This window comes from Streptomyces sp. NPDC006435, assembly GCF_040612315.1.
Taxonomy (GTDB): domain Bacteria; phylum Actinomycetota; class Actinomycetes; order Streptomycetales; family Streptomycetaceae; genus Streptomyces.
Window position 1 is genome coordinate 311,230 of sequence record NZ_JBEXPY010000003.1, and the last position, 24,563, is coordinate 335,792.

At 70.6% G+C, this 24,563-nt stretch carries 23 protein-coding genes and 2 tRNA genes; 8 read left to right on the top strand and 17 right to left on the bottom strand.

Annotated features, from left to right (window positions below):
* Positions 1 to 68 precede the first annotated feature (68 nt).
* Entirely contained in the window at positions 69 to 869 is an 801-nt protein-coding gene (gene hisN, locus ABZZ04_RS05665) for a histidinol-phosphatase (protein ID WP_356930899.1), read from the top strand.
* Positions 870 to 1,133: 264 nt separating this feature from the next.
* Complete coding sequence (locus ABZZ04_RS05670; RefSeq protein ID WP_356930900.1) at positions 1,134 to 1,538, top strand: CBS domain-containing protein; 405 nt, start codon at positions 1,134 to 1,136, stop codon at positions 1,536 to 1,538.
* 76 nt (positions 1,539 to 1,614) lie between these two features.
* On the opposite strand, the gene ABZZ04_RS05675 is transcribed toward ABZZ04_RS05670, so the two are convergent.
* Entirely contained in the window at positions 1,615 to 3,066 is a 1,452-nt protein-coding gene (locus ABZZ04_RS05675) for a catalase (protein WP_356930901.1), read from the bottom strand.
* Between the two features lie 161 nt (positions 3,067 to 3,227).
* Between ABZZ04_RS05675 and ABZZ04_RS05680 the strand changes: the two genes are divergently transcribed.
* Positions 3,228 to 3,647, top strand: coding sequence for a Fur family transcriptional regulator (locus ABZZ04_RS05680; RefSeq protein ID WP_356930902.1), 420 nt, complete (start codon positions 3,228 to 3,230; stop codon positions 3,645 to 3,647).
* Between the two features lie 177 nt (positions 3,648 to 3,824).
* Here the strand turns inward: ABZZ04_RS05680 and ABZZ04_RS05685 are convergent.
* From ABZZ04_RS05685 to ABZZ04_RS05700, 4 genes are all read right to left on the bottom strand, one after another.
* A tRNA-Met gene (locus ABZZ04_RS05685) sits at positions 3,825 to 3,898 on the bottom strand.
* Positions 3,899 to 4,152: 254 nt separating this feature from the next.
* Complete coding sequence (locus ABZZ04_RS05690; RefSeq protein ID WP_356930903.1) at positions 4,153 to 6,288, bottom strand: tetratricopeptide repeat protein; 2,136 nt, start codon at positions 6,286 to 6,288, stop codon at positions 4,153 to 4,155.
* Positions 6,289 to 6,502: 214 nt separating this feature from the next.
* Positions 6,503 to 6,576 (bottom strand) — tRNA-Met (locus tag ABZZ04_RS05695).
* Between the two features lie 52 nt (positions 6,577 to 6,628).
* A complete protein-coding gene (locus tag ABZZ04_RS05700; RefSeq protein ID WP_356930971.1) occupies positions 6,629 to 9,604 on the bottom strand; it encodes a UPF0182 family protein in 2,976 nt (991 codons plus the stop codon).
* Between the two features lie 129 nt (positions 9,605 to 9,733).
* Between ABZZ04_RS05700 and ABZZ04_RS05705 the strand changes: the two genes are divergently transcribed.
* Positions 9,734 to 10,303: a PPA1309 family protein gene (locus ABZZ04_RS05705; RefSeq protein WP_356930904.1), complete on the top strand. Its 570-nt coding sequence runs from the start codon at positions 9,734 to 9,736 to the stop codon at positions 10,301 to 10,303.
* A 27-nt stretch (positions 10,304 to 10,330) separates the two neighbouring features.
* Here the strand turns inward: ABZZ04_RS05705 and ABZZ04_RS05710 are convergent, their stop codons facing one another.
* The 4 genes from ABZZ04_RS05710 to ABZZ04_RS05725 all read right to left on the bottom strand — a co-directional run bounded on the left by ABZZ04_RS05710 (position 10,331) and on the right by ABZZ04_RS05725 (position 13,599).
* Complete coding sequence (locus ABZZ04_RS05710; protein WP_356930905.1) at positions 10,331 to 11,419, bottom strand: PDZ domain-containing protein; 1,089 nt, start codon at positions 11,417 to 11,419, stop codon at positions 10,331 to 10,333.
* A 143-nt stretch (positions 11,420 to 11,562) separates the two neighbouring features.
* A complete protein-coding gene (locus ABZZ04_RS05715; protein ID WP_187438840.1) occupies positions 11,563 to 11,733 on the bottom strand; it encodes a hypothetical protein in 171 nt (56 codons plus the stop codon).
* A 129-nt stretch (positions 11,734 to 11,862) separates the two neighbouring features.
* On the bottom strand, positions 11,863 to 12,324 hold the full coding sequence (locus ABZZ04_RS05720) for a molybdenum cofactor biosynthesis protein MoaE (protein ID WP_356930906.1): 462 nt from the start codon (positions 12,322 to 12,324) through the stop codon (positions 11,863 to 11,865).
* A 132-nt stretch (positions 12,325 to 12,456) separates the two neighbouring features.
* Entirely contained in the window at positions 12,457 to 13,599 is a 1,143-nt protein-coding gene (locus ABZZ04_RS05725) for an SDR family oxidoreductase (RefSeq protein WP_356930907.1), read from the bottom strand.
* A 192-nt stretch (positions 13,600 to 13,791) separates the two neighbouring features.
* Between ABZZ04_RS05725 and ABZZ04_RS05730 the strand changes: the two genes are divergently transcribed.
* Positions 13,792 to 15,246: a zinc-dependent metalloprotease gene (locus ABZZ04_RS05730; protein ID WP_356930908.1), complete on the top strand. Its 1,455-nt coding sequence runs from the start codon at positions 13,792 to 13,794 to the stop codon at positions 15,244 to 15,246.
* A complete protein-coding gene (locus ABZZ04_RS05735; protein ID WP_356930909.1) occupies positions 15,243 to 15,791 on the top strand; it encodes an NUDIX hydrolase in 549 nt (182 codons plus the stop codon). Before ABZZ04_RS05730 ends, ABZZ04_RS05735 begins: the two co-directional genes overlap by 4 nt.
* A gap of 74 nt (positions 15,792 to 15,865) precedes the next feature.
* On the opposite strand, the gene ABZZ04_RS05740 is transcribed toward ABZZ04_RS05735, so the two are convergent.
* From ABZZ04_RS05740 to ABZZ04_RS05755, 4 genes are all read right to left on the bottom strand, one after another.
* On the bottom strand, positions 15,866 to 16,621 hold the full coding sequence (locus tag ABZZ04_RS05740) for an AIM24 family protein (RefSeq protein ID WP_356930910.1): 756 nt from the start codon (positions 16,619 to 16,621) through the stop codon (positions 15,866 to 15,868).
* Between the two features lie 16 nt (positions 16,622 to 16,637).
* Positions 16,638 to 17,318 (bottom strand): AIM24 family protein, encoded by a 681-nt coding sequence (locus ABZZ04_RS05745; RefSeq protein ID WP_356930911.1) that lies wholly within the window; start codon positions 17,316 to 17,318, stop codon positions 16,638 to 16,640.
* A gap of 11 nt (positions 17,319 to 17,329) precedes the next feature.
* A complete protein-coding gene (locus ABZZ04_RS05750) occupies positions 17,330 to 19,012 on the bottom strand; it encodes a TerD family protein (protein WP_356930912.1) in 1,683 nt (560 codons plus the stop codon).
* Positions 19,013 to 19,119: 107 nt separating this feature from the next.
* Positions 19,120 to 19,743 (bottom strand): M48 family metallopeptidase, encoded by a 624-nt coding sequence (locus ABZZ04_RS05755; RefSeq protein ID WP_356930913.1) that lies wholly within the window; start codon positions 19,741 to 19,743, stop codon positions 19,120 to 19,122.
* A 219-nt stretch (positions 19,744 to 19,962) separates the two neighbouring features.
* Between ABZZ04_RS05755 and ABZZ04_RS05760 the strand changes: the two genes are divergently transcribed.
* Both ABZZ04_RS05760 and ABZZ04_RS05765 read left to right on the top strand, forming a co-directional pair.
* Entirely contained in the window at positions 19,963 to 21,108 is a 1,146-nt protein-coding gene (locus ABZZ04_RS05760; RefSeq protein WP_356930914.1) for a ThiF family adenylyltransferase, read from the top strand.
* A gap of 41 nt (positions 21,109 to 21,149) precedes the next feature.
* The gene (locus ABZZ04_RS05765) at positions 21,150 to 22,589 is read left to right on the top strand and encodes an AarF/ABC1/UbiB kinase family protein (RefSeq protein ID WP_356930915.1); all 1,440 of its coding nucleotides are present in this window, start codon (positions 21,150 to 21,152) and stop codon (positions 22,587 to 22,589) included.
* A 201-nt stretch (positions 22,590 to 22,790) separates the two neighbouring features.
* Here the strand turns inward: ABZZ04_RS05765 and ABZZ04_RS05770 are convergent, their stop codons facing one another.
* The 4 genes from ABZZ04_RS05770 to ABZZ04_RS05785 all read right to left on the bottom strand — a co-directional run bounded on the left by ABZZ04_RS05770 (position 22,791) and on the right by ABZZ04_RS05785 (position 24,468).
* The gene (locus ABZZ04_RS05770) at positions 22,791 to 23,018 is read right to left on the bottom strand and encodes a hypothetical protein (RefSeq protein WP_356930916.1); all 228 of its coding nucleotides are present in this window, start codon (positions 23,016 to 23,018) and stop codon (positions 22,791 to 22,793) included.
* Positions 23,019 to 23,238: 220 nt separating this feature from the next.
* Complete coding sequence (locus ABZZ04_RS05775) at positions 23,239 to 23,562, bottom strand: hypothetical protein (protein ID WP_356930972.1); 324 nt, start codon at positions 23,560 to 23,562, stop codon at positions 23,239 to 23,241.
* A gap of 32 nt (positions 23,563 to 23,594) precedes the next feature.
* Positions 23,595 to 23,963, bottom strand: a complete 369-nt coding sequence (locus ABZZ04_RS05780; RefSeq protein ID WP_148839094.1) for a WhiB family transcriptional regulator — start codon at positions 23,961 to 23,963, stop codon at positions 23,595 to 23,597.
* Positions 23,964 to 24,135: 172 nt separating this feature from the next.
* A complete protein-coding gene (locus ABZZ04_RS05785; RefSeq protein WP_356930917.1) occupies positions 24,136 to 24,468 on the bottom strand; it encodes a hypothetical protein in 333 nt (110 codons plus the stop codon).
* Between the last annotated feature and the right edge of the window lie 95 nt (positions 24,469 to 24,563).

Here is a 24,563-nt window from a genome sequence, read left to right on the forward strand (position 1 = left end):
ACTGTCAATGGCCCGCGCGGGCCCGGGGTCCTGTGGTCCCGTTCACCTGCGGTCGATACTGTGACGACATGCCCGATTACCACGATGATCTGCGCCTTGCCCATGTACTGGCGGACGCCGCCGACGCGGCGACGATGGACCGGTTCAAGGCCCTGGACCTCAAGGTCGAGACCAAGCCGGACATGACGCCGGTGAGCGAGGCCGACAAGGCCGCCGAGGAGCTGATCCGGGGCCATCTCCAGCGGGCGCGCCCGCGTGACGCGATCCTGGGCGAGGAGTTCGGCATCGAGGGCACCGGTCCGCGGCGCTGGGTGATCGACCCGATCGACGGCACCAAGAACTACGTGCGCGGTGTACCGGTCTGGGCGACGCTGATCTCGCTGATGGAGGCCGGGGAGGACGGCTTCCAGCCGGTCGTCGGCGTGGTGTCGGCCCCGGCGCTGAACCGGCGCTGGTGGGCGGCGAAGGGGGCCGGGGCGTTCACCGGCCGCAGCCTGACCTCCGCGACCCGGCTCCAGGTGTCGAAGGTCGAGCGGATCGCGGACGCCTCGTTCGCGTACGCGTCGCTGAGCGGCTGGGAGGAGCAGGGCCGTCTCGACGGGTTCCTGGACCTGACCCGGGCCTGCTGGCGCACCCGCGGGTACGGCGACTTCTGGCCGTACATGATGGTCGCCGAGGGCTCGGTGGACATCTGCGCGGAGCCGGAGCTCTCGCTCTGGGACATGGCCGCCAACGCGATCGTCGTCCAGGAGGCGGGCGGGAGTTTCACCAGCCTGGACGGGGTCTCCGGCCCCGGCGGCGGCAACGCCGCGGCCTCCAACGGCCTGCTCCACCACGAGCTGCTGGGTTATCTGAACCAGCGCTACTGACCCGGTACCGCCCCCGCGCCCGCGCCGCGCGCCCCGTACCCCCCGGGGCGCGCACAGGGGGCATCCGCCGCCCGGACCGCGCCGGAGGCCCCGCCCGGCCGACCGGGGGCGGTCCGGGGCTCCGCCGCGCGCCCCCGTGTGCGCACTCCGGGGCGGCTTCACCCCTTGTCGGTGCCCCGCATCGGTGCGACGCTGGGAGTCCCCCCGCTTGTGCATTTGTGAACCGACCCGTGCGGTCGTTCCGACAAGGAGGTGGCTCCCTTCATGCTCGTCCGCGACGCCATGAGCACTCTGGTCCTCACCATCGGCCCCGCCCACACGCTCCGTCAGGCCGCTCGGCTGATGTCGGTCCGTCGCGTCGGAGCAGCGGTCGTCCTCGACCAGGACACCAGCGGGCTCGGCATCCTCACCGAACGCGACATACTCGACGCGGTCGGCTGGGGCCAGGATCCCGACGTCGAGACCGTCGCCGCCCACACCACCACCGACGTGGTCTTCGCCGCCCCCACCTGGACCCTGGAGGAGGCCGCGGAGGCCATGACGCACGGCGGGTTCCGCCATCTGATCGTGCTGGACGACCACGGACCGGTGGGCATCGTCTCGGTCCGCGACATCCTGCGCTGCTGGACACCCACCAGGCGCCGTCGCCACGCGGAGCTGATCGGCTGAGAGCCCCGGAACGGCCGGTGGGCCGGCCTCCCGGGGGAAAGGGAGGCCGGCCCACCGTCGACGACAGGCGTCCGGGTCAGCCGCGCAGGGCCTGGACCGCGGCCTCCAGACGCTTGCCGAAGTCGCCGTCCGCCCGGCGGAAGTTGTCGATCGCGCGCTCGGCGATGTCGTCGCGCGACACCTTGGCGATGAACCCGGCGAGGTTGTCGACCAGTCGCGCCTTCTCGTCCTCGGAGAAGAGCCGGTAGAGGTTTCCGGCCTGCACGAAGTCGTCGTCCTCGGCGTGGCTCGGGGCCGCGTGCGTACCGACCTCGCCGTTGACGGTGGTGGGCCCCCACAGCGGGCGGTCCGTCTGCGCCGGGCCGCCGAAGCTGTTCGGCTCGTAGTTCTTCGCACCCTTGTGACGACCGTCGTACAGATAGCCGTCACGGCTGTTGGTGCGCGCCTCGGTGGCGTGCGGACGGTTCACCGGCAGGTGGTCGGCGTTGATGCCGACGCGGTAGCGGTGGGCGTCGCCGTAGGCGAAGAGACGACCCTGGAGCATCTTGTCGGGGGACGGGCCGATGCCCGGCACGAAGTGCGCGGGGCTGAAGATCGACTGCTCGACCTCGGCGAAGATGTTCTCCGGGTTGCGGTTGAGCTCCAGCTTCCCGATCTCGATCGGCGGGTAGTCCTCGTGCGGCCACACCTTGGTGAGGTCGAACGGGTTGAAGCGGTACGTGGCCGCCTCGGCCGCCGGCATGATCTGGACCTGCACGGTCCAGGTCGGGAAGTCGCCGCGCTCGATGGCCTCGCGCAGGTCGCGCTGGTGGCTGTCCGGGTCGGAACCGGCGAGGAGGGCGGCCTCCTCCGAGGTGAGGTTCTTGATGCCCTGGTCGGTCTTGAAGTGGTACTTGACCCAGAAGACCTCGCCGGCCTCGTTGTTCCACTGGAAGGTGTGGGAGCCGTAGCCGTTCATGTGGCGGTAGCTGGCGGGGATGCCGCGGTCACCGAAGAGCCAGGTCACCTGGTGGGTGGACTCGGGGGACAGACCCCAGAAGTCCCAGACGTTGTCCGCCTCCTGCGAGCCGGTGTACGGGTCGCGCTTCTGGGTGTGGATGAAGTCGGGGAACTTGATGGCGTCCTTGATGAAGAACACCGGGGTGTTGTTGCCGACGAGGTCGTAGTTGCCCTCCTCGGTGTAGAACTTCAGCGCCCAGCCGCGGGGGTCGCGCACCGCGTCGGCCGCACCGAGGTTGCCCGCGACGGTGGAGAAGCGCAGGAACGTCTCGGTCTGCTTGCCGACCTCGGAGAGGAACTTCGCCCGCGTCCACTGCGAGACGTCACGGGTGAGCGTGAACGTGCCGTACGCACCGGCGCCGCGGGCGTGCACGACGCGCTCCGGGATGCGCTCGCGGTTGAAGTGCGCCAGCTTCTCCAGCAGTGACTGGTCCTGCACCAGGACGGGACCGCCGACGCCCGCGGTCTGGCTGTTCTGGTTGTCGGCGACCGGCGCGCCGGCCTCCGTGGTGAGCGGTCCCTGCGTCACGTGCGCCTCCTGCGTCGTTCCTGCACATTCGTCATGTCCTGCACAGCCTGTCCCTTGGCGTATGCCGATCCCGATCCTACAATGGACATTGTCCAAGTCAAGCTGGCATCCAAATCAACACCCGTTCGGGATACGCCCCCTCCACTGTTAGGCTTGTCGTCATGAGTGACCTGCTGGAACGACTCCGCGGACGCGGCTGGCGCATGACCGCACAGCGGCGCGTCGTGGCCGAGGTCCTCGACGGGGACCATGTGCATCTGACGGCCGACGAGGTCCACGCGCGGGCCGTCGTCAAGCTGCCCGAGATCTCCCGCGCCACCGTCTACAACACCCTGGGCGAGATGGTGACGCTCGGCGAGGTCATCGAGGTCTCCACGGATCGCCGCGCCAAGCGCTACGACCCGAACGCGCACCGCCCCCACCACCACCTCGTCTGCGCGAGCTGCGGTGCGATCCGCGACGTGCACCCGGCCGGCGACCCGATGGCGGACCTGCCCAGCGAGGAGCGCTTCGGTTTCACGGTCTCCGACGTCGAGGTGACCTACCGGGGCATCTGCCCGAACTGCGCCGCGGCGGCCTGAGCCGGCTCGACCGGCCGGCCGGCGATCGCGGCACGGGGGCTTTCCGTTTACGGGGACCTTCCGTGCGCGACTTCCCCATCCGCGCGGGGCGGCCCGTGCGGTCCCGGACATCGCCGGAACGAACCCGGACATGCACAGAGGGCCGGATCCCTGAAGGATCCGGCCCTCTGTTTTCAGTAGCGGGGACAGGATTTGAACCTGCGACCTCTGGGTTATGAGCCCAGCGAGCTACCGAGCTGCTCCACCCCGCGTCGTTGTGTTCACAACAGTACGTCACCTCTCCGGACCAGTGCAAATCAATATCGCCCCCGTACGGACGACACGGATCCGGAGCCTCCGTCCCCCGGCCGCGCACCGCACGCGAACGGTCCGGGGCGGGTCCGAGGAGGCGGGGCGGGGAACGGGCCGACATCGGCGGCCCCGCCGGAAGGCCCGGGGCGGCGAGGGCGGCGCCTCGTCACTCCGGCCCCGCCTGCCCCGTACGTTCCGTCCGTCCCCGTCCTGCCTACGCGGTCAGCTCCTGGTGCAGTGCCTCGCGCAGCCGGGCGGCCCGTTCGGCGACCTCCGCCGGGCCCAGCTCGACGGCCCGAGCGCACCAGCGCTGCCCCTCGGTGAGCTCGCCACGACGGGCGGCCAGCAGGGCCAGGCGCAGGGCGGCCCGGCCGTGCCCGTCGTTCGCGGCGCGGCTCCACCACAGTGCGGCCTCGCGCTCGCTGCCCTCGCGGGCGAGCAGCAGCCCCAGGTTGAAGGCACCGTTGCGGCTGCCCGCCTCGGCTGCCTCGCGGTACCAGCGGGCGGCGCTGTCCACGTCGCCGCGGGCGGCGGCGAGCATCCCGACCCGTACCTGGGCGCGGCGGTGCCCCTGCTCGGCGGCCCGCTCGTACCACTCCTCGCACTCGGTCTTCTCCGGCATCGGCTCGCCCAGCGCGGGAGGGCCGGGGGGCGGTCGGCGCGAGTCCAGCACCCCGGCCAGCCGGAAGGCGGCCTCGGCGCTGCCGCCGCCGGCCGCGCAGCGCAGATGACGTTCGGCCTCCTGCTCCTCGCCCCGGTGCAGCAGGGCCATGCCGACCTGGAGCGCGGCCTCGGTGTGCCCGGCCGCCGCCGCCCGCTCGTACCAGACCAGCGCGGCACGGTCCTCGTCGCGCCCGGTGTACAGGATGCCGAGGTTGAACGCCGCGTCCACGCTGCCCGCCTCGGCGGCCTTGGAGAACCAGGGCTCGGCACCGGTCGCGTCGCCCGCCTGGAGCAGGAGCACTGCCAGCGCGTTGGCGGCCTCGCGGTGGCCCGCGTACGCGGCCCGGCGGTACCACTGCTCGGCCTGCGGCGTGCGGTCCTGCGCCGCGCAGAGCAGCCCGAGGTTGTAGGCGCCGTTGACGTCGCCCGCGTCCATCGCGGCGCGGTACCAGCGTTCGGCGGTCTGCTGCTCGCCGCGCGCGGCGTGCAGCGCGCCCAGGGCGTTGGCCGCGTTGCCGTCGCCGTCCTGTGCCGCGCGCAGCCACCACACGGCGGCGCTCTCCTCGTCACCCGCGTCACGCAGCAGGAAGCCGAGCGCGCAGGCGGCCCGCGCCTCACCGGCCTTCGCGGAGATGAGGTACCAGCGGCCGGCCTCCTTGGGCTCGCCGCGCTGTTCGAGGATGGCACCGAGGTGCAGGGCGGCGCGCTGGTGCCCCCGCGCGGCGGCCTGCCGGTACCACTGCTCGGCCTCGCCCACACGGCCGGTCTTCGGGCCCGCCACCGGGCCGTCGTCCCTGCGCGCCATGACGCGGTCGATGGCGTCCGGCCGGTCGGCGCCCCTTGAGCCGGGTCCGGAACCCGGCCGTCCGAAGGCGTCGTGCGGGTCGTCCGCGGCGCTGCGGTCCAGCATCCGCGCGAGGCGGTACGCGGCTTCCCTGTGTCCCTGTTCCGCGGCGGCGCGCAGCCAGCGCTCCGCGCCGACGTCGCTGCGATGTTCCAGCAGGTCGGCGAGGGCGTACGCGCCCAGCGCGTGGCCCTGCTCGGCGGACTGCCGCAGCCAGTACTCGGCGCCGGGCTCGTCACCGCGCTCGCGGTAGTGACGGCCGAGGGCGTGCGCGGCGGCCGCGGAACCCGCGACGGCGGCGACGCGCCACCAGCCGGCCGCGTCGTCGGGGTATCCGCGCTGATGGAGCAGGACACCCAGGTTGTTGGCCGCGGCCCGGTCGCCGTCCGCGGTGGCGCCGCGCAGATAGGGCTCGGCGCCGTCCAGATCGCCGCGGCGCAGCAGCAGCGCGCCGAGGACGCTCATCGACGCGGTGTCCCCGGCGTCGGCGGCGCGTCGGTGACGCGCCTCGCTCTCGGCGCTCTCCGGGCTCTCGGCACCGCCGGTCGCCCCGGAGGTCCCGTCGGCCTCGGCGCTCCCGCCGACGCGGGCACTTCCCGTGTTCTCTGTGAACTCCGTGCTCTCGGCGGTCGCGGCACACCCCGCAGTCTCGGCGGTCTCGGTCGTCCCGATGATCTCAGGTGTATCAAGCGTCTCGGGTGTCTCAAATGTGTCGGTGGTCTCACTCTTTACCGTGGCGTCAACACCAAAAGCCGCGTTCACCCTGCTATCCGGCCGATGAACGCGGCGCTGCACAAACCGCCCTGTCTCCAACAGAGTTGCCCTGTCCCCCATAAATACCATCGTCGCACCACCTGTAACCCGCGTACACCCGGTATATCGCGGCCAGTGAGGTCACTTCAGCGTTTTGTCGACATGCCCACAGAGAGACAAGTCAAACACGTCCGGGCCCAACTCGTGCCCTGCGAACCGCCCTTCACGCGCTTCACACAAGAAATCTCGTCATGGCACGACGAAGGCCCGGATCCTCGAAAGGATCCGGGCCTTCGTCTTTCAGTAGCGGGGACAGGATTTGAACCTGCGACCTCTGGGTTATGAGCCCAGCGAGCTACCGAGCTGCTCCACCCCGCGTCGTTGTGTGGAAACCGTACCACGACGTGGGGTGGAGCCTTTACCGGGTTTCTCAGCCGCCGCTGCGGGCGACCGAGGCGTTCTCCTTGTCCTTGTCCTCCGTCTTGCCCTTGTCGGAGTCGTTCTTGTCCGCGCCGTTCTTGCCGGCGCCGTTCTCGCTGCCCGGCTTGGGCTGGGCGGCCGCCGCGCGCTCGAGCGCGTCCTGCAGGTCCTTCTGGGCCTCGCCGTAGGCGGTCCAGTCCTGTTCCTTCAGGGCCGCCTCACCCGCCTCGTAGGCCTTCTGCGCGTCCGCGATCGCCTTCTTCAGCGCCGCGTCGCCGGTGACCGGCGGCTGCGTGGTGTCGCCCGGTGGCCGGGTGGTGTCCGTGGGCGGCTGGCCGGTGTCCGAGCCCGCCACCCCGAAGACCGCGTTGAGCGCCTCGCCGAGGCTGTTCTCGAAGACGGTCTTCGACCCGTACGAGGCGGCGACCTTCCGCAGCAGCGGATAGTTCTGCGTGCCACCGCGCGTGTAGACCGGCTCGATGTAGAGGAAGCCCCCTTCGAGCGGCACGGTCAGCAGGTTGCCGTACTCGATGTCGGAGTCGGTCCCCTTCAGGTTCCTCACGAACTCGGCGACGTCGTCGTTGCCGTTGAGCTCACTCTGTACCTGACCGGGGCCCTTCACCGTGGTGGTGACCCTCAGCAGCCTTATCGTGCCGTAGTCCTTGCTGGCCGCGTCCGCGTCCACCGCCATGAACGCCCCGAGGTCGGGTCGTCCCTTCGGTGTGAACGTCGTCGTCAGCGAGAACTTCTGATCGTCCTGCCCGGGCATCTTTATGCTCAGGTAGTACGGCGGGACGGAACCGGACTCCTTGTTGGTCGGGTCGTCCGGGACCTGCCACGCGTCACTGCCGCTGTAGAACTGGGCGGGGTTCGTGACGTGGTAGCGGGTGAGCAGTTCGCGCTGCACCTTGAACAGGTCCTGCGGGTAGCGCAGGTGGTCCATCAGGTCCTGCGGAATGTCCGTCCTGGACTCGACGGTGCCCGGGAACGCCTTGCGCCAGGTCTTGAGGACCGGGTCCTCGGTGTCCCACTCGTAGAGCTTGACCTTGCCGTCGTACGCGTCGACGGTGGCCTTCACCGAGTTGCGGATGTAGTTGACCTGGTTCTGCTGGGCGACGACCGCGCGCTGGTTGGTGGTCAGCGAGTCGGCCGTGGTGTCACCGAGCGTCGTGCGGGAGGCGTACGGGTAGCCGTTGGTCGTGGTGTACGCGTCGACGACCCACTGGATGCGTCCATTCACCACCGCCGGGTAGGCGTCGCCGTCGATGGTCAGCCACGGGGCGACCGCCTCGACGCGCTCCTTGGGCGTGCGGTTGTAGAGGATCCGCGAGCCCTCGCCGATGGCTCCCGAGTAGAGGATCTGCGGCTCGCTGAACGCGACGGCGTACGCGGCCCGGTTGAAGGCGTTGGAGAGGCTGACCCCGCTGTTGCCCTGGTAGCTGGTGGTCTTCTCGCCGTCCTCCTCGTAGTCGAGCTCCTTCTGGGGCCCGCCGACGATGGAGTACTGCTCGGTCTTCTCGCCGTAGTAGATCCGCTGCTCGTACTTGCCGAGCTCACCGCCCGTCGGCAGGCCGGACTCGGTGAAGTCCGGGGAACCCTTCGGGTTCTTGCCGGTCGTCGTGCCCCGGGCCGCGATGGCGCCGTAGCCGTGGGTGTAGGTGAAGTGGTCGTTGATCCAGTTGCGCTTGGGGATGCCGTCGAGGTTGAGCTCGCGCAGACCGATGATCGTGTCCTGGTCCTTGCCGGCGGCGTCCTTGTAGCGGTCGACGTCCAGCGTCCTGGGGAACTGGTAGTAGTTCCTCTTCTGCTGGAGCTGCTGGAAGGCCGGGGAGACGACGTTGGGGTCCATCACCCGGTAGCTGGCGGCGCTGTCCGCGCTCGCACGCAGCTTGGCGTCGTCGTCCGTCGTGCTCTTGCCGGAGTAGTCGTCGACCTGCGCGTCGTCGATGTCGTACGCGTCACGCGTCGCGTCGATGTTCTTCCGGATGAACGGGGCTTCCTTGGCCTGCTCGTTCGGCTGGACCTGGAACTTCTGCACGATCGCCGGGTACAGCCCGCCGATCAGGATCGCCGAGAGCACCATGAGGCCGAAGCCGATCACCGGGAGCTGCCAGGTGCGGCGCCAGAGCGTCGCGAAGAACAGCACGGCGCAGATCGCGGCGATGCAGAACAGGATGGTCTTCGCCGGGAGGTAGGCGTTGGCGTCGACGTACCGCAGGCCCGTCCAGTTGTCCGTGGCCTTGAAGTCGCTGGACTTCACGGCCAGGCCGTACCGGTCGAGCCAGTACGCCACGGCCTTCAGCGAGACGAAGACCCCGAGCAGCACCGACAGGTGGCCGGTGGCCGCTCCGGTCGCGCGGGCGCCGGGGCTGGTGATGCGGAGCCCGCCGTACAGGTAGTGGGTCAGCCCGGCGGCGATCAGCGAGAGCACCGTGGCCGCGAAGCCGAAGCCCAGCAGGAAGCGGTACCACGGCAGGTCGAAGGCGTAGAAGGACACGTCCAGGTGGAACTGGGGGTCCTTCTGCCCGAACGCCACGCCGTTCACGTACATCAGCCAGGTACGCCACTGGCCGGAGGCGGACGCCCCGGCGATCAGTCCGACGAGCGCGGTGATCGCGAGCAGCACCCACTTCTTGTGCGGGGCCAGGCTCATCCGGTAGCGGTCCAGGCTCTGCTGCTCCAGGGACATCGCGCTCAGCGGCGGCCGGAGCCGGTGCGCGAGCCAGATGTTCAGCCCGACGGCCACGGCCATCAGGAGTCCGAAGACGAGGAACAGCCCGATCTTGGTCCACAGGGTGGTGGTGAAGACGGACGAGTACGAGACCGACCGGTACCAGAGCCAGTCCGTCCAGAACCCGGCGAACATGACGAACGCCATGGCGAGAATCGCCAGGACGCCCAATGTCATGAGCAGGGTACGGGCGCGCCGGGACGGGCGGCCGACTCTGATCCGTGGCCCTGTCGGGCCTCCGCCGCGGTCCGGCATCTGGAAAGCCAACGTGCGCACCTCGAAGTTCGCGGGTCGTTGTTGAGCGGGCCCAGCGATCGTAGAGCCCACCTATGCAACTTACTGAGGCTTTACCTAGTTCCCGTTACCGGGGCGGAAGGAGGCAGGATGTTGGTCATGTCCAATGTTTCCCCCTCGGGCCCCCCGATGGCCGCGAGCCCCCTCACCGTCGCCGTGCTCGAAATCGACGAGTACATCTCCGGTCTCGGCTGGGACCAGCCGGCCCGGCTCTTCGCCCTGGTCGACACCGCCAGGCTGCGGGTCCAGGAGCCCGGTCTCGCGGCCCAGCTCGGCCTCGACGACTCCGAGGCCCCGGCCTCCTCGCTCACCCCCATCGAACAGGACGAGCTGCCGCCGGGCACCGCCCTGGACGAGTTCCTGGCCACGATCGCCTGGCCCGACGCGGTGATCGGATGCGCGATGTCGGTGGAGCGGCTGATGCTGCCGCCGTCCGCCGAGGCGTCCGTGCCGGAGGGGCTCAGCGACGCGCAGCTGACCAAATGGGTCGCCAAGCACCCGGAGCGCCAGGAGGTGCGCATGACCGTGGCCGTCCTCCGGGACGGTACGCGCGAGTCGGCCGTGCGGCTGCGGGCGAAGGACACCCCGAGCGAGGTGCGGACCGGTGCCGGTCTGGTGCCCGGACTGGCCGACGCGCTGGCCGCGACCTTCGAGGCCTGACCCGCCGCGGCCCCGCAGGGGGCGCGGTCAGCCTGCCGAGCAGCTCGGCAGGCCGGCCGTGTCCCCCGCCCCGATCTTCTCCAGGGACTTCCGCGCGTCGGCGAGCGTCTTGACCCGCACCAGGGTGAGCCCGCTCGGCGTGTCGGAGGCGGCGGCCCTGCAGTTCTCGTCCGGCGTCAGGAAGTACCTGGCGCCCGCGTCGCGCGCGCCGACCAGCTTCATGTTGATGCCGCCGATCGGGCCGACCTTGCCCTTGTCGTCGATCGTGCCGGTGCCCGCGATGAACTTCCCGCCGGTGAGCTTGCCGGGCGTCAGCTTGTCGATGAGGCCCAGCGAGAACATCAGGCCGGCGCTCGGTCCGCCGACGTCGGCGAGCTCGATGTCGATCCGGAACGGGAAGGTGTGGTCCGTCCCGGCCTGGATACCGACGATCGCGCGGTCCTCCTTGGGGGCCTTCGCCGTCGTGATGACGATCTCCCGGCTGCCCTCGGGCTCCTTGCCGGCCTTCTCCGCCGCCTGTGCCGTCTTCGCCGGGATGATCGTGAACGTGACCTTCTCGCCGGGCTCGTGGCGGGTGACGAGCTTCGCCACGTCCTCCGGCTGCTCGATCGGCGTGCCGTCGACCTGCTTGATCACGTCGCCCGCGTGCAGCCTGCCCTGGGCGGGGCTGTCCTTCACGACCGTGGAGACCACGACGCGCGAGGAGACCGGGATGCCCAGCTCGGTCAGCGCGGCGAACTTGGCGCTCTCCTGGGACTGGCTGAACTCCTCGGCGTTCTCCTGGGTCGACTCCTGCTCGGTCTTCCCGTCGGGGTACAGCGTGTCGTGCGGCACGACCACGCTGTCGTGGGCCAGCCAGCCGTAGACGGCCTCGACGAGGTTCATCCGGTAGTCGGCGCCGGTGACCCTGACCGTCGTCATGTTGAGGTTCCCGGACGTCGGGTACGTCTTGTGCCCGGAAATCTGCAGGACGGGTTCACTGCCGACCTTGCCGAGGGTGTTCACGGTCGGTCCGGGGGACATTTCCGAGTACGGCACTTTGATCAGCACGCCTGCGCAGAGCAGCGCGATGAGGATCAGGGTGGAGGCGAGCATCGTCGCGGTGCGGCGTGGCATGGAACGACAGTACGGGAAGGGACTGTCAGTGCACTGTCGGGGCCGGTCCGCACGGAACGGGCGCCAGGGCGGGGCGCGGCGCCGGAGGGCGTCCGTGACCGGAGCCGCGCCGCGGGTTGGCGACTGCGTATGTGCGACGGATTTCAGACCACGTCGGAACCGGAGTGCGATTTCTCCATCGCCTCACGGAACCGGGCATACCCGGCGAGCTCGGAGACATCACCGGTCGTGCGATTACGAGCGGCCCAGCTTCCCCATATCGCAGCGCCGAGCGCAGCGAAAAGCGGAATCAACAACCAGGCGAGTGCTGCCATTACGACCTCCCTACCCCATGAGCGACCGCAACTGACCGATCAGCAGATTAACCGTCTGCGGAATCAACGCTCACGGCAGGGGTGCGGTTACGCAAATCAGGTCCGGACGGCCGTACGTCCGGGTTGCGCTCAGCAGGCGCCGACCCACTCCTCGGTGCCGTCCGAGAAGCGCTGGTGCTTCCAGATCGGGACCTCGTGCTTGAGGTCGTCGATGAGCTTGCGGCACGCCTCGAACGCCTCGGCGCGGTGCGGGCAGGAGACGGCGACGACCACCGCGAGATCGCCCACTTGGAGGTCGCCCACCCGGTGGACGGCGGCCAGCGCGCGGACCGGGAAGTTCGCGGCGACCTTCTCGGCCACCCGGCGCAGCTCGTCCTGCGCCGACGGGTGACAGGAGTACCCGAGCGCGCCGACGTCCTGACCGCCGTCGTGGTTGCGCACCGTGCCGACGAAGAGCGCCGTGCCACCGGCGGCGTCGTCCCCGACGGCCCGGAAGACCTCGTCGACGGACAGCGGCGTGTCGCGGATCTCCAGCAGCCGGACGGGGTCCGTCGACGCCTGCTCGCCGGGGTGGTCGTGAGTGGGAGCCATGCGACCCATGGTGCCGTACGGCACCGACAGCGCGTAATGGCGTTTTCCACCGGCGGGCCGCCCCCGGCCTTGGAGCCTTCTACAGCACCCCGGAGGGGTGCGTGTCCGGGAGGGCGCGCGGGCCCGCCCCGCTCAGATGCGGCGGCGGGCCTTGCGGGCGCGGCGGACCAGCGCGGCGGTGCCCAGCAGTGCCACGGTCGCACCGGCGGCGCCCGCCGCGGTGGCGTCCTTGCGGCCGAGTCGGCGTCCGGCGACGGTGTGCCGGCCCTCGACCTCTTCGAGGAGCGCGGCGAGCACCTCCTCGTTGGTCCAGGCCGGGCGCCAGCCCACGTCGTGCAGCCGGCTCACGCTGACCACCCAGGGGTGCATCGTGTACGCCAGGTCGCCCGCCGGTGACGGGGTGAGACCGATCCGGTGCAGCCGGGCGGCTGCGCCCAGGGCCACGGCGGAGGGCAGTTCCATCCGGCGGACGCCGCTGAGCTCCTCGACCTCCTCCTGTTCCAGCCAGCCGTCGCAGCCGACCGCGAACTCGCCGTCGATCTTCTCCAGTGCGGCGTACTCCAGGGCCGTGACCAGGTCGTCGACGTGGCAGAACTGCCAGGCCGGACGCGATCCGGCGACGACCAGGAGACGCGGCGACTCGAAGTAGCGGGTCAGCGCGGTGTCCGTGCCGCCGACCAGGACGGTGGGCCGGACCACGGTCACGTTGAGTCCGGGGTGGGCGCGGGGCGCGCGGCGGCCGAGCCGCTCGATCTCCAGGAGGTCGCCGACACCGGTGGCCTCGGCCGTGGCCCGAAGCTCGGCGTCCTCGGCGAGCGGAATGTCGTTGTCGGGCAGCGCCCCGTAGACCATCGCCGACGTGCACAGCACGACCCGGTGGACGCCGACGGCCGCGGCGGCCGTCAGCACGGTCTGGGTGCCGCGCACGTTGTAGGCGGTGCGGGCCGCGGGGTCGGTCTCCAGGTCGAGGTCGAGCGCCAGGTGCACCACGACGTCCGCGCCGCGCAGCTTCTCAGCGATGGCGGGGTCGCGGACGTCGAGGAGGTGCCAGGTCGCCTCGGACACCTCGCCGCGGCGCTCGTCGATGGCGATGACCTGCTTGATCTCCTCGGACGCCGCGAGGCGCGCGGTGAGCAGCTCGCCCACGCCGCCGGCGGCTCCGGTGATCGCGACGACGGGGCCACGGCTTCTGGAAGGGCTCTTTGCGGGTTTGCTCTCGGTCGAGGGGTCGGACGGGTTTCGCGCTGCGCGAACCTGAGGGTCTGGGGAACTCACCGGGCGTCTCCAGCGGTTGTCTTCAGTACGTACCCGAGTGACGCGTGCGTACCAGGTGGCGTCCATCCTGCCGCAGGGCGGGCCCCGACGGAGCACTGAGGCCCTGAGCGGACTTTTGGTGTCTACGCTGGATGGTGATGTCGGGCAGTCGCCGCCGGTTCGAGCCGGCGGCCCTACGAGCCGAGGAAACCCGTGAGTGACACCCCATTCGGATTCGGCCTTCCGCCGGAGGAGCCGGAGAACGGCGACGAGGGCAAGAAGAAGGACCCCACCGGAGGTGGGCAGGGTTCGGGCGGGCCTGCGAACCCGTTCGGCTTCGGGCCCGGCGCGGGCGGTGAGAATCCGTTCGCGGCGATGTTCGGCACGATGAACCCCAACGACCTGGGCGCCGCCTTCCAGCAGCTCGGCCAGATGCTGAGCTACGAGGGCGGTCCCGTGAACTGGGACATGGCCAAGCAGATCGCCCGCCAGACGGTCTCGCAGGGCACGCCGGACGGCACCAAGGACGCCAGCGTCGGTCCGACCGAGCGGTCCGCGGTCGACGAGGCGCTGCGCCTGGCCGACCTGTGGCTGGACGGCGTGACGTCGCTGCCCTCCGGTTCGGTCTCGACCGTGGCGTGGAGCCGGGCGGAGTGGGTCGAGGCGTCCCTGCCCGCCTGGCAGAAGCTGGTCGACCCGGTGGCCGAGCGCGTCGGTCTCGCCATGGGCGACGTGCTGCCCGAGGAGATGCAGGCGATGGCCGGCCCGCTGATCGGCATGATGCGGTCGATGGGCGGCGCTATGTTCGGCCAGCAGATCGGGCAGGCCGTCGGCGTGCTGGCCGGTGAGGTCGTCGGTTCGACCGACATCGGGCTGCCGCTGGGCCCGGCGGGCAAGGCCGCGCTCCTTCCGCTGAACGTCGAGAGGTTCGGCAAGGACCTCAGCGTCCCGCAGGACGAGGTGCGGCTGTACCTGGCCCTTCGCGAGGCCGCCCACCAGCGGCTCTTCGCCCACGTCCCGTGGCTGCGCTCGCACCTGTTCGGTGCCGTCGAGGGGTACGCGCGCGGCATCAAGGTCGACACCAGCAAGCTGGAGGACGTGGTCGGCCAGTTCGACCCGTCGCAGCCCGAGCAGCTGCAGGACGCCCTTCAGCAGGGCATGTTCCAGCCGGAGGACACGCCGGAGCAGAAGGCCGCCCTGGCCCGGCTGGAGACGGCGCTCGCGCTGGTCGAGGGCTGGGTCGACGCCGTGGTCCACGAGGCCGCGAAGTCCCGTCTGACCTCGGCGGACGCGCTGCGCGAGACGATGCGCAGGCGCCGTGCCTCCGGTGGTCCGGCCGAGCAGACGTTCGCCACGCTCATCGGTCTGCAGCTGCGCCCGCGACGGCTGCGCGACGCCTCGCGGCTGTGGGCGTCCCTCACCGACGCGCGCGGTCTCGACGGGCGCGACGCCCTGTGGGAGCACCCCGACATGCTGCCGACGGCCCAGGACCTGGACGATCCCGACGGCTTCGTGCACCACGAGCAGCTGGACTTCTCCGAGCTGGACAAGATGCTCGGCGAGGCCGCGCAGGGAACCCAGGGCACGCAGAAGCCCGCCGCGGACGACGGGGACGACACCGACGGCGCCGAGGGCCGCGACGACAACAAGGGCGACACCGAGCGGTGAGCCTGTACGACGACGCCGTGCTCGTGCTGAAGGAGTACGAGCAGCGGGCCGACCCGGCCCAGGACGAGCTGCGCCGGCTCTACCTCGATCATCTGGCGGAACACCCCGACGGCATGTGGAAGGCCTGCGGGGCCGGTCATCTGACGGCCAGCGCCCTGGTCGTCGATCCGGAGCGCGGCCGGGTGCTGCTCACCCTCCACCGCAAGCTGCGGATGTGGCTACAGATGGGCGGCCACTGCGAGCCGCAGGACGCCTCGCTGGCCGCCGCGGCTCTCCGGGAGGCGTCCGAGGAGTCCGGCGTCAGCGGTCTGACGCTGCTCCCGGGCGGCCCGGTGACGCTGGACCGCCACCCGATCCCCGCTCCCTGCCACTGGCACATGGACGTGCAGTACGTGGCGCTGGCGCCCTCGGGCGCGACGGAGCAGATCAGCGACGAGTCGCTGGACCTGCGCTGGTTCGCGTACGACGAGGTCGCCTCGGTGGCCGACGCGTCGGTCATCAGGCTGACGGAGCTGGCCCGCGCGGCGCTGGAGCGGCGCGGCTAGGACGACGGCACGCACGCGGAAATGGGTGGGGGCGGTCTCCGAGGAGGCCGCCCCCACCCACTTCGTGCCGCGGATCAGTTCCAGGCGTTGTTCTGGTTCTGGCCGTGGGCGCCCTGCTGGCCCATGCCGTACTGGGCCCGGATGCCCTGGCCGATCTGCTGGTTCTGCGGGGGCAGCACCTCGCTGGGCTGTACCAGGGCGAAGCCCTGACCGAGGAAGCTGAGCTCCCAGCCCTCACCGGTGTTGCCGCGTCGGCGCCACACACCGGAGGAGTGCGTCTGGGCCTGCATCTGCACCCGCAGCGAGCTGGACCAGGCGACGATGGCGTCGGCGTCGGCGTTGACGTACTTGTCCGGGGTGACCTGCATCATCAGCGGCTGGCCCGAGGTCATCAGAGCGACCTTGCCGGTGCCGGAGATGTTGAGCTGGTACTTGCCGGTGCCCGAGATGCCGTACTGGCTGTCCACCGCGATGACCTCGGTGTGCAGCGCGGAGTCCAGCGCCAGGACGTAGGCGCTGTCCACCGTGAGGCCGTCGTGGTCGACGTCCACGATGTGGATGTACTGCGCCAGGTTGGCGAGGAAGACGGTGCCCTGCCCGGAGCAGCGCATCAGGTCGAGGCCCTCACCGGTGTTCGCGCGGGCGCGGCGCTGGCTGTTCGACTGGTACTCGCCGTCGAACTCCATCAGCCCCTGGTAGGCGACCATGGCGCCCTTGCGGGCGAGCACGTCGTCGTGGCCGGTCAGCGAGACCCGCAGGAGCTGCGGGTTCTGGATGGCGTACCGGTCCTGGGACTGCTGTTCCGTGTAACTGAAAAGCGGACTCTGCATGGTGTTTCCCTCCCCCTCAGTTCCGGACCCGCAGGCGGTCGGTACTGTCCTCGCTCGGCTGTACGACGACGATGCCCTGGCCGGAGAAGGCCATCTGGTAGGCCTCGCCGCTGCCCCGGCCGATGAGCGAGGACGCCTTGAAGCTGCGCTTGCCCTTCACCTTGAGGTTCGGGGACCACGCCACGAGGGCGTCCGGGTCGACGTAGGTCTCGTCCTCGCCGCGTCCGCAGTCGACGACGATCGGTGTGCCGCGCGAGGTGATGGCGACCCAGCCGGTGCCGGAGATGCAGACGTTCCACAGGCCCTGGCCCGCGAACTTGGCGAGGCCCTTGACCCGCTCGACGCCCCAGGTGAGGTGGCCGTCGAAGGCCAGGACGTTGGTGCCGTTGACCGAGAGGGAGTCGTTGTTGAGGTTGATGACGACCACGTCGGCGCCGTAGTCGGCGAGGTAGAGCAGCCCGTCGCCGGAGCACTTCATGATCGGCGCGCCCTCGCCGGTGATCCACTGGGAGGCGACCTGGCGGACGGCGGGCGGGTTGGGCTCGTACTGGATGAAGCCCTCGTACGCGACCATCGAGCCGGTACGTGCGTAGAGGTCCTGGCCGGTGGCCATGGCGACCTTGAGCATCGTGCGGCCGTGGTTCTCCATCCGGGCCGTGACGGGGGTCGGGGCGAAGCCCGCGAGTTGCTGGTTCATGACGGGCTCCCTCAGACCTCGTAGGGCTGGACGACGATGAAGTTGCCGGGGGCGCCCCGGAACTGGAGGTTCACGGTCTCCCCGCTGTGTCCCGGGTACGCGTTGCGGCGCAGCCGGACCTGGCTGGAGATGATCACCTGGGACGCGGACGACCAGGCCACGACGGCGTTGCAGTCGGCGAAGGTGGTCGGCGTGACGGGCAGGACGACGGGGACGCCGCGGGTCTTGACGATGATCGTGCCGGTGCCCTGGAACTGCATGGTGAACAGGGCTCCGCCGGGGATTCCGTGGCCCTCGACCCTGCGGACCTCGTACTGCAGGGTCTCGTCGAAGGCGAGGACGTTCTCCGCCGAGACGCAGATCCCGTCGCCCTGGAGCTCGATGGCGTGCAGGTGGGAGCCGTCCTCCGCGAGGAAGAGCTGCCCGCGGCCGGTGCAGCGCATCAGCTGCATCTCCTGGCCGGTGGAGTTGCCGACGATGCGGCCCGCGAAGCCGGCGCCCTTGTAGCTGAAGTCGACCTTGCCCTGGTACATCACCATGCTGCCCTGACGGGCGAGCACGGGCGTGCCGCCCATGGAGAGGTCGACCCGCATGAGCTGCTGGTTCTGCGGGGTCCAGCGCTGGCCGGTGGCCGTCTCCTTGTAGGGCTGGAGCGCCGCCTGGAGACCGGCACCGGCCTGCGGCATGCCCTGGGGCACGCCCTGCGGCATGCCGGGCGGCTGCATTCCCGGCATCCCCGGAGGCTGCATTCCCGGCATTCCCGGCGGCTGCTGCCCGTACGGGGCGGGAGGCTGCTGCCCGTAGGGCGCAGGGGCCTGCTGTCCGTACGGGGCGGCGGGCGCGGGCTGGCCGGGGACCTGGCCGAACTGCGGCTGCTGGGGCTGCTGCGGCGGCTGCCCGTACGGAGCGGCCGGCGCGGGCGCGGGCGGAACCGCGCCACCCTGCGGCGCCAGCGGCGCGGCCATCGTCGGTGCGCTGTGCATCTGCTGCTGCGGCGGCGCGGGGGGCGGGGTCTGCCCGACCGGAGCCCCGAAGGACGGAGCCGGCTGGGGGGCCTGCGGGGCCGCCGGGGCGCCGAAGGACGGGGCGGGGGCCGGCACGGCTGCCTGGGCGGGCGGGGCGAACGACGGGGCGGCGGCCTGCGGCTGGGGAGCGGCGGGCTCCTCCTCGGCGACCTCGCCGCCGAAGTTCTTCAGCAGCGCTTCGAGGCCGCCGTCGAAGCCCTGGCCGACGGCGGCGAAGCGCCAGACGTCCTTCAGGTAGAAGTCGCCCAGCATCACCGCGCGCTCGGTGCTGAATTCCGAGCCGTTGAAGGCGTACCTGACGACCTCCTCGCCACCGGCGACGACCCGGATGTACCCGGGGCCGATCTGGGACATCTGCCCGGCCCCGTCGATCGTCGCGGTGAACGACAGCTTGTGGATGTTCGCCGGAATGCGGTCCAGGGTGACGCGGAACGACTCGGTGTCGCCTGCCTGGGCACCGAGGAGCTGAATGGACTCCTCGGGCGATTTAGGCTGATTGAAGAAGATGAAATACCGGTCGTCGGAGAGTCGCTCCTCGGCGTCGAGACCGAAGCAACTGATGTCGAAGGTCAGTCCCGACCCGGCGATCTGCACACCTACGTACAGGTCTGTCCCCGGCGTGAGATCGCTGATCTTGGCCTTGTGGCCGCGTTGGAATTCCCTGGCCATGCGTAACGACCGTCCCCCATCCCGAATGTGAATGCGTCGCGCCAGGCTAACCGCAAACTCCGGCATTGAGCTAAGCCGGTACACACCTGGTACGGAATCGCCGTATGTCACTCACCGCGTGCGGCCGGCAACTGCGGCAGCCGGTCGGCCGCCACCACGCCCTCCAGATAACCGCGTGCCCGCTCGGTGCGGGGGTACGCCTCCAGCAGCCGCCAGAAACGGGGGCCGTGACCGGGAACGAGCAGGTGGGCCAGCTCATGGACCAGTACGTAGTCGACGACGTACTCGGGCATGCCCTGCAAGCGGTGCGACAGACGGATGCTGCCCTCCGCCGGGGTGCAGGACCCCCATCGGGTGTTCTGGTTGGTCACCCAACGCACCGACACCGGCCTGGCCCGGCCCTCGAAGTACTGGGCGGACAGCCGCTCGGCGCGCTCGGCCAGCTCGCCGTCGCCGAGGACGCGCCTGCTCTCCTGCGCCGCGAGCCGGTCGAGCATCACCCCGACCCAGCGCTGCTCCTCGGCCTCCGACATCCGGGCCGGGATGAGCACGATGGTGCGGTCGCCCTCGCGGTACGCGGAGACCGTTCTGCTGCGGCGGCTGCTCCTGCGGACCTCGACCGCGCTCGTCGCCGAGGCACGGGGCGGACGGTCCGGAGCGTCGCGCCGCCGGGTTCCGGCGCCGCTCGCGGAGGTCTCCCCGGCGATTCCGGGCGACGGGTCGGCGGGCACGCCACGACGTTACCCGGTATCGGTGGGGGAAGTCCCGCCTCCGGAACGGTTCGTGTCCGATCCACGCCACAGCACGCACCATTTGAATGACTAATACCCCCTGCCTGTGGACAACTTTCCGCACGCTTCGGCGCCGGGCCGCATTCTGACAACGGATCTCGCGAAGATCCGGGCCGCGGCCCACGCACAGAGACCGAGGAACACAGACCGGGGGTAGTCGTGCATCCGATGTTGAAACCCGCACTGCGCCGTGCATGGCGCGGCCGGGGCACCGTGCAATTCGGGGTGACCCATGCTCATGCGGTGAAGTTCGGCCCGCTGGATATCGCCACGGGCAGTTTTCTGGAACTGCTCGACGGGACGCGCGGTCTGCCGCTGCTGCACGAGGAGGCCCGCACGCTGGACCTGTCGGAACATCAGGTGGACATGCTGGTGAACCGCTTGGCGAGCGCCGGGCTGATCGACGACGTGCGGGCCGCCGGCCCGGAGACCGAGGCGTTGCGGAGCCGGCCCGGTGCGTTGGAGCGGCACCGCCCGGACCTGGCATCGCTCTCCGTCGTCCATCCCGAACCGGGCGGCGGGATGCGGCGGATGGCGGCCCGCCGGGCCATGCGGGTCCAGGTACGGGGCGCGGGCCGGGTCGGTGCCGCGATCGCGGCGGTGCTGTCGGGGGCCGGGGTGGGCCGGGTGGAGGTTCTGGACGGTGGGCACACGGAGCCGTGGGACGTCTCGCCCGGCGGGCTTCCTCCGGCATCCGTCGGTGAGCGCCGGGACACCGCGGCCCGGCAGTTGGTGCGCAGATCCGCCATCGGCGCGACGCCCCGGACCACGGAGTCGGCGGGTTCCCCGTCGGGTGGCGAGCCGGGACTCTCGCTGATCGTGGTCGCCCCGCGCGACGGCCTCGCGGTGTACGCCCCCGACCCGCGTCCGTCCGAACCGTGGATCACGTCGGGCACTCCTCATCTCTACGCGGGGGTGATGGAGGCGACGGGAGTGGTCGGGCCGCTGGTTCTGCCCGGGGGCACCGCCTGCGCGGGATGCCTGGAGCTGAACCGCGCGGACGGGGACGAGCAGTGGCCCAGGATGCTGTCCCAGTGGCGGTCCGGGCGGCGGGCCGCCGTGCAGGCCTGTGACCTGGGTCTGGCGACGGCGGTGGCCGGGTTGGCGGCCGCCCACGCGTTGTCCTTCCTGGACGGGGAGTTGCCCGCGAGCACCGGGACGCGCTGGGAAGCGGCGCTGCCGTTGCTGGACTGGCGGTCCGAGCAGATCGGAGCGCATCCCGACTGCTCCTGTGGAGCGGCCGGGCACATTGAAGGGGAGTGCTCCTCCGGGGCCGGAACCACGCACGACACAATGGCCGGGTAACAGCCGCGCCCGGCACGGCAGTCTGGGATTTGGAGGGGCTCATGTCTGATCTTCCCCGGAAAGCGGTCACCCGTACCGCCAAGTTGGCCGCCCTGCCCTTGGGGTTCGCCGGTCGCGCCACGTGGGGCCTGGGCAAGCGGATCGGCGGGAAGTCCGCGGAACTGGTCGCCCGGGAGGTCCAGCAGCGCACCGCGGACCAGTTGTTCAAGGTCCTGGGCGAACTGAAGGGCGGGGCGATGAAGCTGGGGCAGGCCCTGTCCGTCTTCGAGTCGGCGCTGCCCGAGGAGGTCGCCGGTCCGTACCGGGCTGCGCTCACCAAACTCCAGGAGGCCGCGCCCCCCATGCCCAGCGGCACCGTCCACGCGGTGCTGGAGGAGCGGCTCGGCGAGAACTGGCGGGAGCTGTTCCTCGAATTCGCGGACACGCCGTCGGCGGCCGCCTCGATCGGTCAGGTGCACCGGGCGGTGTGGCACGACGGGCGGGATGTCGCGGTGAAGGTGCAGTATCCGGGTGCCGGGGAGGCCCTGCTCTCGGATCTGACCCAGCTCAGCAGATTCGCCCGGGTGCTCGGCCCGCTGATCCCGGGCATGGACATCAAGCCGCTCATCACGGAACTGCGCGACCGGGTCTCGGAGGAGCTGGACTACGAGCAGGAGGCACGGTCGCAGCAGGACCACGCCGAGGAGTTCGCCGGCGATCCCGACGTCGTGATCCCCGGAGTGGTGTACCAGTCCGACCAGGTGCTGGTGACGGAGTGGATGGACGGTGTTCCGCTGGCCGACGTGATCGCCGGGGGCACACCGGAGCAACGGGACCGGGCCGGTCAGTTGCTCGCGCGGTTCCTCTTCTCGGGGCCCGCCCGCACCGGTCTGCTGCACGCCGATCCGCATCCGGGCAATTTCCGGCTGCTTCCCCCGGACGAGGGGACGGGCGAGGAGGACGGCGAGGAGAACCGGTGGCGGCTCGGGGTGCTGGACTTCGGAACGGTGGACCGGCTGCCGGGTGGTCTGCCGCAGCCGATCGGCGACTCCCTGCGGCTGGCGCTGGAGGGTGAGGCGGCGGCGGTCTACGAGCTGTTGCGCGAGGAGGGGTTCGTCAAGGAGTCGGTCGACCTCGACCCGGACGCGGTGCTCGAATACCTCCTGCCCATCATCGAACCGACGCAGGTGGAGGAGTTCACCTTCACCCGGAGCTGGTTGCGCGCCCAGGCGGCCCAGTTCGCGGACCTCCGCTCCCCCGCGCATCAGCTCGGCAAGCAGCTGAACCTGCCGCCCGACTATCTCCTGATACACCGGGTGACGTTGAGCACGATCGGGGTGCTGTGCCAATTGGGTGCGACGGTACGGCTGCGTGACGAGCTCGAAGCCTGGCTGCCGGGCTTCCTGCCGGAGTACGAGGAGGACGCGGAGCGGGAGCCGGTGGAGGACGAGCGGGAGGACGTGACACCGGAGCTGGTGAAGGACGCGCCCACGGGCGCTTAGGCCGGGGCGATGCCACGGACGTGTTCCCGCCGAATGCGTTCCTGGCCGGCGCGGCCCCGACCGGCGCGTTCCCGGCAGGTGCCTGCTGGCAGGTGCCTTTCTCGCGGGCGCGTTCCGGCCCGGGGGCGGGGCCCCTCCGGCGGGATGCCGTCGGCCGGGGTGCCGCTTGGCGGGATGCTGTTGAGCGGGGCGCCGGGTGGGTCACCACCAACTGGAGTCGAGACGGCTTTCGATCGCCCTGATGTGGGTGCGGGCGCACTGGTCGCAAAAGTACTGGCGTCGGCCGTTCTCCACGGAACAGATCCAGGTCGGCGGTGTGCTCCCGCTGTCGGCGGAGGCGCCGCACAGGGCACAGACGACCGTGGTCTCGTCGCTCCGGGCGGACTGCTGGGCGGGCTGCTGAATCGGGTGATGGGTCTCCTCGTCCACGTCGTGACGATAACCCCGGTGCCGTCGCGCCGCTCGGCACCGCACGGCGGCACCACGCGGCGGCACCGGCCCGGCGGCGCCGGCGTCCGGCTCGGTCGGGTATGGCACGACCGCGGGGCCGGTCCGTCCGGACCGGCCCCGCGGAAGGGGTACTGACTGTGGGTGCTGTTCGCCGTCGGGCGGAGCGGTTGCCCGGCGGCGGGTGCTGCTGTCGACCTGGCTAGTGCATGACGGCCATGGCCAGCGCGCGGCGGGCGCGCATCGAGGCGCGCTCGGCCCTGCGCTGCATCCGACGCGCGGTCACCAGGCGCACGGCCTGGCGTTGCGTGTCGGCTTCCCTCATGCGGTCGTGCATATGAGCACGCGCCAGGGCTTCTGGGATGAGTTGCATCTCGCGGGTCCTGTTCTGACGCGAGTCGTTCGCGCCGATGATCGTGACGTTCGGTGTTGCGGAGCCGATGGGCTCATTCGTGGGGACGGACATGGGGGCCTGATTTCGGGGATCGTGGGTGTGGGGACGGTCGATGGTTCCGATGCGCTTCATGGGCTTGGGGGCCGTGACCCCCAGGTCGGCGATCACGCTGCGACCGGGTTCTTGCGCGGACGACCACGCGGCCGCTTGCGAGCAACGACAACACCCTGGATGAAGAGCTCACCGCCCCAGACGCCCCACGGCTCACGACGCTCCTTGGCGCCCGCGAGGCAGGCCTCGACGAGCGGGCAGGTGCGACAGAGGGACTTGGCGTACTCGACGTCGGCGGGCGACTCGGCGAAGAAGACCTCCGGGTCGTAGGAGCGGCACGGAACGGGTACGCCGAGGTTCTCGATGGCGTCGTCGAGCGCGGTGAGCGCGGTGAGGGGAAGCAAGGTGGAGTCCTCCGTGAGGCCGGGCGGGGAGATCGTGTCGGAAGGCGGTACGGACGGGGCGTGCGCTTCGAGTTGCACGGTGGGTGGTGTCCTCGTCTGTTCGTTCCGGCCTGTTGACCGGGTGGCGGCTGGTACCGGGTGTTTCTTGTCCCGAGGCCCCTTCACCTGTCTCGTCCGTTCGGACAAAACAAAAGGGCCGCGGATCCCGAGTGGGGTTCCGCGGCCCTGAAGGCGCCGGCCTGATGGTGGATCAGGCTGGATGACTCCAGGGTTCAGGCCCACGGAAGGCCCACATCGTGTGGTGCTTCATCTGCTTCTTGGTGCCGAATTCCGCTCCCGCACCGACGGCGGCAAAGGCATAGGCCTGGGCCTGTCCCTTCGCTACTGCTGCTGCCGGTGCCTGAGCCGGTCGCTCATTGCGCTCCCGGACGGGGAGGCTCGCCGGAGCCACCAGGCTGACGGCAGGAATGCCGGACAGACCGGTGCCACGGAGCGAGGACTCAGAGGAGCAGGCGAGGCCGAGCGAGCAGGCGGAGACGACGGAAAGATCGGTCAGTTCGTTGGTCTTGATGATGCTGATCACTTCAATCGCCTCCTCTCGGCGTCCAGGGGACCGGCGAACCGGTCCTGCGTATTCGGATAAGTACAGCACAGAACCAGGACTTCAGAGAAGCCGCT

What these genes read in the sequence shown, in the direction of transcription:
- hisN (WP_356930899.1), top strand. Translation starts at nt 69, where the DNA reads ATGCCCGATTACCACGATGATCTGCGCCTTGCCCATGTACTGGCGGAC.
- ABZZ04_RS05670 (WP_356930900.1), top strand. Translation starts at nt 1,134, where the DNA reads ATGCTCGTCCGCGACGCCATGAGCACTCTGGTCCTCACCATCGGCCCC.
- ABZZ04_RS05680 (WP_356930902.1), top strand. Translation starts at nt 3,228, where the DNA reads ATGAGTGACCTGCTGGAACGACTCCGCGGACGCGGCTGGCGCATGACC.
- ABZZ04_RS05690 (WP_356930903.1), bottom strand. Translation starts at nt 6,288, where the DNA reads ATGGTATTTATGGGGGACAGGGCAACTCTGTTGGAGACAGGGCGGTTT.
- ABZZ04_RS05700 (WP_356930971.1), bottom strand. Translation starts at nt 9,604, where the DNA reads ATGCCGGACCGCGGCGGAGGCCCGACAGGGCCACGGATCAGAGTCGGC.
- ABZZ04_RS05705 (WP_356930904.1), top strand. Translation starts at nt 9,734, where the DNA reads ATGTTGGTCATGTCCAATGTTTCCCCCTCGGGCCCCCCGATGGCCGCG.
- ABZZ04_RS05710 (WP_356930905.1), bottom strand. Translation starts at nt 11,419, where the DNA reads ATGCCACGCCGCACCGCGACGATGCTCGCCTCCACCCTGATCCTCATC.
- ABZZ04_RS05715 (WP_187438840.1), bottom strand. Translation starts at nt 11,733, where the DNA reads ATGGCAGCACTCGCCTGGTTGTTGATTCCGCTTTTCGCTGCGCTCGGC.
- ABZZ04_RS05720 (WP_356930906.1), bottom strand. Translation starts at nt 12,324, where the DNA reads ATGGCTCCCACTCACGACCACCCCGGCGAGCAGGCGTCGACGGACCCC.
- ABZZ04_RS05740 (WP_356930910.1), bottom strand. Translation starts at nt 16,621, where the DNA reads ATGCAGAGTCCGCTTTTCAGTTACACGGAACAGCAGTCCCAGGACCGG.
- ABZZ04_RS05745 (WP_356930911.1), bottom strand. Translation starts at nt 17,318, where the DNA reads ATGAACCAGCAACTCGCGGGCTTCGCCCCGACCCCCGTCACGGCCCGG.
- ABZZ04_RS05750 (WP_356930912.1), bottom strand. Translation starts at nt 19,012, where the DNA reads ATGGCCAGGGAATTCCAACGCGGCCACAAGGCCAAGATCAGCGATCTC.
- ABZZ04_RS05765 (WP_356930915.1), top strand. Translation starts at nt 21,150, where the DNA reads ATGTCTGATCTTCCCCGGAAAGCGGTCACCCGTACCGCCAAGTTGGCC.
- ABZZ04_RS05775 (WP_356930972.1), bottom strand. Translation starts at nt 23,562, where the DNA reads ATGAAGCGCATCGGAACCATCGACCGTCCCCACACCCACGATCCCCGA.